Source organism: Streptococcus mitis (assembly GCF_001579035.1).
GTDB classification, from domain to species: Bacteria; Bacillota; Bacilli; order Lactobacillales; family Streptococcaceae; genus Streptococcus; species Streptococcus mitis_J.
In genome coordinates this window covers 127,599-135,434 of record NZ_KQ970288.1, presented here as the reverse complement: position 1 = coordinate 135,434, position 7,836 = coordinate 127,599, and the positions used below count along the sequence as shown (strand labels likewise).

The 7,836-nt window shown below is 37.8% G+C and carries 8 protein-coding genes; all 8 read left to right on the top strand.

Annotated elements, in window-relative coordinates:
* On the top strand, window positions 1-422 hold a 422-nt coding region (locus SMIDD26_RS06850; RefSeq protein WP_167747489.1), incomplete at its 5' end, for a hypothetical protein.
* Window positions 415-822 (top strand): hypothetical protein, encoded by a 408-nt coding sequence (locus SMIDD26_RS13090; protein ID WP_246746966.1) that lies wholly within the window; start codon window positions 415-417, stop codon window positions 820-822. The genes SMIDD26_RS06850 and SMIDD26_RS13090, both read left to right, overlap by 8 nt.
* Window positions 823-1,567: 745 nt before the next feature.
* The gene (locus SMIDD26_RS06840) at window positions 1,568-1,906 is read left to right on the top strand and encodes a type II toxin-antitoxin system RelE/ParE family toxin (protein ID WP_014713022.1); all 339 of its coding nucleotides are present in this window, start codon (window positions 1,568-1,570) and stop codon (window positions 1,904-1,906) included.
* The gene (locus SMIDD26_RS06835) at window positions 1,899-2,984 is read left to right on the top strand and encodes a HigA family addiction module antitoxin (protein WP_061439642.1); all 1,086 of its coding nucleotides are present in this window, start codon (window positions 1,899-1,901) and stop codon (window positions 2,982-2,984) included. The genes SMIDD26_RS06840 and SMIDD26_RS06835 overlap by 8 nt, the downstream gene beginning before the upstream one ends.
* Before the next feature lie 125 nt (window positions 2,985-3,109).
* Window positions 3,110-3,403 (top strand): helix-turn-helix domain-containing protein, encoded by a 294-nt coding sequence (locus tag SMIDD26_RS06830; RefSeq protein WP_061439641.1) that lies wholly within the window; start codon window positions 3,110-3,112, stop codon window positions 3,401-3,403.
* Window positions 3,404-3,663: 260 nt separating this feature from the next.
* Window positions 3,664-5,913 carry a 5-methyltetrahydropteroyltriglutamate--homocysteine S-methyltransferase gene (gene metE, locus SMIDD26_RS06825; protein ID WP_061439640.1) on the top strand — a complete coding sequence of 750 codons (2,250 nt, stop codon included), beginning with the start codon at window positions 3,664-3,666 and terminating at the stop codon, window positions 5,911-5,913.
* A 63-nt stretch (window positions 5,914-5,976) separates the two neighbouring features.
* Window positions 5,977-6,843, top strand: coding sequence for a methylenetetrahydrofolate reductase [NAD(P)H] (gene metF / locus SMIDD26_RS06820; protein WP_000089967.1), 867 nt, complete (start codon window positions 5,977-5,979; stop codon window positions 6,841-6,843).
* Between the two features lie 840 nt (window positions 6,844-7,683).
* Window positions 7,684-7,836 (top strand): polyribonucleotide nucleotidyltransferase (locus SMIDD26_RS13600; protein ID WP_348538398.1); only part of this gene is annotated, 153 nt, incomplete at its 3' end.

Here is a 7,836-nt window from a genome sequence, read left to right as displayed (position 1 = left end):
ATGATACTGCTGAGAAATATCACATAGAATTTAAAAAAAGTGAAAGAAAAGAAGATTTGAGGCAGTATGAGGAAAAAATAGATAACTTATTTAATGATTTACTAATTTCCTTGAATCATGCGAAACAAATATTAGAGGATGATGCTTTTAAAAGATATATTGTAAAAACAGATACTTTTACGACTAGAATTTCTCCGATCCTGTTTGAAACAATAATTGTTACACTAATGCTAAAAGACTACAGTGAAGAAGAACTCCACTGTAAAAAGGAGGGAATTAGAGCGAAATATAAGGAACTCTTCATTAATAAATCAGAGAGTCAAAACAGTGATTTTGAATCATTTTTTACACAAGGAACTGGTAAACGAGATAATATTAGTAATCGAATAAACACTATGCATAAGGTATTCTTTAATGATTAATAAATACAGAAACGATCTTAAAAATTTGAAAAAATTACTTGATAGTATAGTAACCCTGATTCCAGGTGATGATCCTGATGATGATTCTTATGTTCTATCATTAAATAATTTATTAATAAAAATATATTCTTCGTTTGAACAATATAATAAGACATTACTTAGAGAACTAAAACAAGAAATTGAAAATAATCATAGATTTTTACCAATTAGTAAAGTACATAAAGAAATAAATGAGAGATTTGTGGCTCCTACAAAAAGTGACATTTTAATTGAAAAGTTTACTTTACTTAAAGATGATTATTTTTTTGAAGAATATAAAAATCTAATAGATTCAGTTGTTAATGAGAGAAATAGATATGCTCATCAAGGTGAACATGGTTTATCAATGGAAACTCTTTAGGGGGCTTAGTTGGAATTCAGTATACAGTGAGGAGAATGTATGATGTTTATATCGTTTGGAGAAATGTTGATAAATCAACAATAGATAATTTAATAGAGAAAGAAAAGACTTTTTTAAATAAGGCTACAAATTTAAAAAATATTCTTAATAAACAATCGAAGAGTTGTGCAGTAGTTTCTTCCTCTGCCATAAGGATATTTGATGAATTTTTAGCTGTAAGAAGCGATTTTTTGTACCTTGTTAGATGTATTTGAATCTAATAATTGTTATAGCATAAAAAAAACTAGTATTGAAGGTTTGGATGTAGATATAACTAAATATAGTGCAAGTGATTATAACGGGATATTCAGCAGTTACTATTCTAACATTATGAAAAATTATCTTGGTATGGAAACACTTTCTAAGAATATTTCTGTAGAAATTATGGTAGAAATACTAGATTTTTATGTGAATTCGTTGTTTGAATTTTAATTAATACTAGACTTATTAAGTCTTTAAGATAATCAAACTTTTTACTCATAAAATTTTATTTTATCGTTTTTAATTAGCCTCTTTTAGAAAACGTTGAATAATTCCTGCAATCTCAATATTTCTAGGAACTTGTATGCTTTAAAGATGTATAGCCACTGACAGATATCGTCAGGAAGACTTCCCAGCCAAATCAACTTTTGGCTGGTTTTTGTTTTTGATTCATGCTATAATTAAATTACCTATTAGGTAATTTAATTTGAACAGAAAGGGACTTATGAAGCTTATCTATACAAACAAAACTGTTGAAAAACAGTGCACAGAGCTGAGGAGAGCGAAAAAGGATTTTTCGGATAAGATTGCTGTAAAGTTGCATCAGTTGATCAACTTTTTGGAAGCGGCGGATTCTTTGGCTAGTGTGACTGCTTTTCCTAAATATCACTTTCACCAACTCAAGGGAAAGAGACAAGGTCAGTTTGCTTTGGATATAGATGGTCGAAGGAGTTCCTATCGGTTGATTGTAGAATTTCGTGAGGAGGATTTAGAAAAGGTGTTTCCAAGTCCTGTTGAAATCGAAATCCTAAAAATAGAGGAGGTCAGCAATCACTATGAGTAATAAAATTGTTGAATACAAAGACCTGATTGCTTTTCATCCAGGTCAGTATGTTGAAGAGTTGATTGAAGATTATAACGTAACGCAGAAGGAATTTGCGGAGCGTTTGGGAGTTTCAGCAAAGACTGTCAGCAAGCTTGTCAATGCTGAGGAGCCCATTAGTAAAGAAACAGCTCATAAGCTTTCCAAGCTAAGCGGAGTTTCCATGCAAACTTGGCTCAATCTTCAGAATGCTTACGATGTAAAAGTTGCAGAGATTGTAGAACAAAGAGAGCTAGAAGAAGGTAGCGAGAAAGAAATCTGTGAGCTGATTGATTTCAAGTATTTTAAGGAAGAAGGCTACGTTCCAGACAAACGCTATAGTTTGAAGGAAAAGATTGTCGAGCTTCGTAAGATTCTTGGTGTGGCAAGTTTAGAAAACCTTACATCTTTTAACCATCTAGTCAGCTATCGAAATACGCGTGAGTTTACGACTAAAAGTATAGTCAACTCCAATATCATGCTGGAGTTGGCATCTAAAAAAGCACGTGATACAACAACTATCAAGCTTAATCGCAAAAAGTTAGAGAAAAGCTTGCCTGCCTTGAGAAAGTTGACGAGACAAGATCCAGAAGTTTTTCCTCAACGCTTATATGATATCTTGCTAGACTGTGGTATTGTCCTAGTCGGTCTACCTGCCTTACCAAATGCTAATCTGAATGGAGCGACTAAAAAATTCAGTAATGGCAGTGCCTTGCTTTTACTCACGGATAGAAACAAAGCATCCGATATTTTCTGGTTCTCACTTTTTCATGAGATTGGGCATATTCTGGAAAATGATTTTTCATCTGATGAAGGAAACAGTGAGTCCTATCTTCGTTCTGAGGAAGAGGCAGACCAGTTTGCAAAAGATTTCTTGATTAGACCGGAAGACTATCAAGATTTTGTTGAAAAAGGAAATTTTGATAAGTCGGATATTCTAGATTTTGCAGAGGAAATCGATATTCATCCGAGCGTCGTTTTAGGCAGATTACAAAATGAGGGTATTCTCGGTTTTGACCGTTTCCGAGAACTAAAAGAAAATTATTACTTTGTTTCTTGAATCTATCGAAAGTTGTAGAAGATGAAAAAAGTTTCATACGGTTAGTAATTATTATTTCTTTTTTCGCTCATAATTCGCTCATTTTTTCAAAAAATACATAGACTTAATAGAAAGAGGGTTAAGTGATGAAGAATAGTGCTATCGGGAGTAACTGGAAGGATGTCCGCTCCGAACTCTTTACCAAGGAGGAAATTTTTGAAAGTGATATGCGAGTGGCTATCATGAGCGAGTTAATCGAAGCTAGGCATGAACAAGGAATCAGTCAGAAAAAGCTAGAAGAACTTAGTGGAGTAAGCCAGCCTGTCATAGCTAGGATGGAAACAGGCAAGACTAGCCCCCAGTTGGATACGGTATTGAAAGTTTTAGCCAGTTTAGGAAAGACACTAGCAGTCGTCCCCCTCGAACAGGAAAAGAGCTGATTAAACTGAGTTATAGTCTTTTCTAATAACAAGCCATAGTCACTTATAAGAATTACTAATAAGGCGTTTGAAGAGCATAACTGAAATAGAGCTATAAAACAAGCTACACAAAGGATTTGAGGCATTTGTCTCAAGTCTTTTTCTTTTGTCTAAAACGGAGATATAGTTTCAAACTATATCAAATCCTAATTTTTTACAATTATACAGACGATTTCTTTTCTGTTAAGATAGTTTCAACAAGAAATTTTGGAGGACACATCATGTCAACTACAATCATCGGTTTCCCTCGTTTGGGCGAATTCCGCGAATTAAAATTTACAACTGAAAAATACTTTAGAAAAGAAATCTCAGAAGAAGAACTCTTGGTAGCCGCAAAAGACTTGCGTGCTAAACACTGGAACATTGTCAAAGAAAAAGGCATCACTGAAATCCCATCAAATGATTTTTCTCACTATGACAACTTCCTAGATGCGGCCTTCCTTTTCAACGTGGTACCTGCTTCAGTTCAAAACTTGGACTTGTCTGACCTTGAGCGCTACTTCGCTTTGGGGCGTGGTTACCAAGGAGAAAAAGGGGATGTTCGCGCCCTTCCGATGAAGAAATGGTTTAACACTAACTACCACTACATCGTTCCTAAATTTGAAAAAGACACTCAAGTAAAATTGGCTGGTCACAAAATCTTCGATGAGTTCCAAGAAGCAAAAGAACTTGGTCTCAATACTCGCCCAGTTCTTGTAGGTCCATTCACTTTCCTTCAATTGTCAGACTTTGAAGAAGGCGTGAAAGCAGAAGACTTCGTAGATAGCTTAGTGGCTGCTTATCAAGAAGTTTTTGCTAAATTGGCTGAACTTGGTGCAACTCGCATCCAATTGGATGAAGCGGCTCTTGTGAAAGATTTGACTGCCGAAGAAAAAGCTCTCTTCTTGAACCTCTACAACAAACTTTTGGCTGACAAAAAAGGTCTTGAAGTCTTGCTTCAAACTTACTTCGGTGATGTTCGTGACGTCTACGCTGACCTTGTGAAATTGCCAGTTGACGCTATCGGTCTTGACTTCGTTGAAGGTAAGAAAACTCTTGAATTGGTTAAAGGTGGTTTCCCAGCTGACAAGACTCTTTATGCAGGTATTGTCAATGGTAAAAACATCTGGCGCAACAACTACGAAAAGAGCTTGGCTGTTCTTGAACAAATCCCAGCTGAAAACATTGTCTTGACAAGCTCATGCTCACTTCTTCATGTGCCATTTACAACAGCTAATGAAGAATTTGAACCAGCTATCTTGAACCACTTTGCCTTTGCAGTTGAAAAATTGGATGAGATTCGTGATTTGGATGCTATCCGCAACGGTCAAAGTGAAGCAGCTCTTGCAGCCAACAAAGAACTCTTTGCAACTGAACGTGTTGGTGTTAATGCTGAACTTCGTGCGCGTATCGCTGGATTGACGGACGCAGACTACACTCGTTTGCCAGCCTTTGCAGAACGTGAAGCTATCCAAGAAGAAGCTTTCAAACTTCCAGCTCTTCCAACAACAACGATTGGTTCATTCCCTCAAACAAAAGAAGTTCGTGCTAAACGTTTGGCTTACCGTAAAGGTGAATTATCTCAAGAAGAGTACGACGCTTTCCTTGCTGAAACGATCGACGAATGGATCAAATGGCAAGAAGATATCGACTTTGATGTCCTTGTTCACGGTGAATTTGAGCGTAATGACATGGTTGAGTACTTCGGTCAAAACTTGTCAGGATACCTCTTCTCTAAAAATGGTTGGGTACAATCATACGGTATGCGTGGGGTGAAACCACCAATCATCTGGGGTGATGTCACTCGTCTTAACCCTATCACTGTTAAATGGTCTAGCTATGCACAAAGCCGTACAAACAAACCTGTTAAAGGTATGTTGACTGGACCTGTTACCATCCTCAACTGGTCATTCCCACGTGAAGACATCTCTATCAAGGATTCTACTCTTCAAATTGCCCTTGCGATCAAGGATGAAGTGCTTGACCTTGAAGCTGCTGGTGTGAAAATCATCCAAATCGATGAGGCTGCTCTTCGTGAGAAATTGCCACTCCGTCGTAGCGACTGGTACGAAGACTACCTTGACTGGGCTATTCCTGCCTTCCGCTTGGTACACTCAACAGTAGCGCCAGATACTCAAATCCACACTCACATGTGTTACTCAGAATTTACAGATATCATCCCAGCTATCGACAACATGGATGCAGATGTTATTTCCTTTGAAGCTAGCCGTTCAAACCTTGAAATCTTGGACGAACTCAAAGCGAAAAACTTCCAAACAGAAGTAGGACCTGGGGTTTACGATATCCACTCACCTCGTGTGCCAAATGAAGGCGAAATCGACCACACAATCGAAGCTATCCTTGCTAAAGTGCCAAGCAAGAAAGTTTGGATCAACCCTGACTGTGGTTTGAAAACACGTGGTATTCCAGAAACAAAAGAAAGCTTGATCCGCCTTGTTGAAGCAGCTAAAGCTGCGCGTGAGAAATTGTAAGATTAGATTTCTCTCCATACAATGGTTGTTCAAAAAGAAATCAACTAGAAAAGGTTATTACATATGTCACGCCAAACACCGTCACTCTCATTTGAAGTGTTCCCTCCCAACCCAGCCGTGGGTAATGATAACATTATTTCTGCTCTTCAAGATATGCAGGAGTTGGCCCCTCACTTTATCAGTGTAACTGCCAGCAATAATAAATTTAATATCAAGGAAACGACGGTCCGTTTGGCTGATTTTATCCAAAATGACTTGGCGATTCCGACTATTGCCCACTTGCCAGCTATCTATTTGACTAAGGACAAGGTTGCTGAAACTATTGCTGACTTGGACAAGGTTGGAGTGCAGAAAATCTTGGCTCTTCGTGGGGATATTATTCCAGATGTGGAACCACAAAAGGATTTCCGCTACGCAACTGACTTGATTGAGTTCATCAAGGAGCAAGCTCCTCACTTTGATATTGTTGGTGCTTGTTATCCGGAAGGACACCCAGATTCACCAAATCAGATTTCAGATATTCAAAATCTTAAGAAGAAAGTAGATGCAGGTTGTTCGAGCCTCGTAACTCAGCTTTTCTTTGACAATGAGCGCTTCTATGATTTCCAAGATAAGTGCATCTTGGCTGGGATTGATGTACCCATTCATGCAGGGATTATGCCAATTCTGAATCGAAATCAGGCTCTCCGCCTCTTGAAGACTTGTGAGAATATCCATCTTCCACGAAAATTTAAAGCCATCTTAGACAAGTATGAGCATGACCCTGAGTCGCTCAGAGCAGCAGGACTTGCCTATGCAGTGGACCAAATCGTGGACTTGGTAACTCAGGATGTTGCAGGTGTGCATCTCTACACCATGAACAATGCTGAAACAGCAAAATACATCCACCAAGCAACCCATGCCTTGTTTAATCATCAGTCTCTAGGATAATAAAAAGCAAACCATTCTTCTCAAGTGAGGGGAATGGTTCCTTTTTAATGGTAAAGACCGCACTTTTTAAGAAAAATATGATAAAATAGACTCTGTACGTACTTGATACAAAGATGAGGGTATTTAGGTTGTAGAAGTTTGTTTAAAGTTGATTATTTTTTAAACAAAATCTGATAATGTGTGTCTCAAAAAACACGAACGGAGTGAGTATTTAAAAGATATTTCACGCTATCGTGGTATCCTAGAGAATAACTCTGTTATTTTCTAGGACGGAATTTTTTAGAGTAAAATAGTTCGGGGAACTATTTTAGCCTGAGCATAGAAATGAAAAGGCGAAGTAATTAAAAATTACCGTTGAAATTCCATTGGATTTCTAAAATTATCCACTGGATAATTTTACCTCCCGTCCGCACTATTTCAGGGAAATATCAAAAAGATACTTAATTGAATTTTGGCCTCATTTCTTAGGAAAAAAGATAAGCTTCCTAGCACTCATCGAGTGCGGCGTTACCTTCCTATTTTTCTACAGAAATGTTCGGCAAGCCGAACCGTCTAAAATATCTTGAGCAATTGAACACGGGCTAAATCCCTAGTGAAAAAGATAGATTTCCTGGTGCGCATCGCACACTGCGTCAATCTCCTATTTTCATACGGGATTCTTCACGCCCTTAGTATCTTGTATAACTGAACTCGCCTACAACTCTGTGGAAAAAGATAAATCTCCCTAGGAGCGGTCGCTCCGTCGTTAGATTTCCTATTTTCCTTTGAGTTGCTTAACGGCTTAGTATCTTGATCTTTGTAGGCAAGGCGTATAATTTCATCAATCCAAAGGGGATTAAAATGACAAAACAAGTGTTTCAAACGACTTTTGCGGGTCGTGAGTTAATTGTAGAGACTGGTCAGGTTGCTAAGCAGGCAAATGGCTCTGTTGTCGTGCGTTACGGTGAGTCAACTGTCTTGACTGCGGCCGTGATGTCTAAGAAGATGGCAACT

Coding starts and splice junctions, on each gene's coding strand:
- SMIDD26_RS13090 (WP_246746966.1), top strand. CDS start 415: ATGATTAATAAATACAGAAACGATCTTAAAAATTTGAAAAAATTACTT.
- SMIDD26_RS06840 (WP_014713022.1), top strand. CDS start 1,568: ATGAAGCTTATCTATACAAACAAAACTGTTGAAAAACAGTGCACAGAG.
- SMIDD26_RS06835 (WP_061439642.1), top strand. CDS start 1,899: ATGAGTAATAAAATTGTTGAATACAAAGACCTGATTGCTTTTCATCCA.
- SMIDD26_RS06830 (WP_061439641.1), top strand. CDS start 3,110: ATGAAGAATAGTGCTATCGGGAGTAACTGGAAGGATGTCCGCTCCGAA.
- metE (WP_061439640.1), top strand. CDS start 3,664: ATGTCAACTACAATCATCGGTTTCCCTCGTTTGGGCGAATTCCGCGAA.
- metF (WP_000089967.1), top strand. CDS start 5,977: ATGTCACGCCAAACACCGTCACTCTCATTTGAAGTGTTCCCTCCCAAC.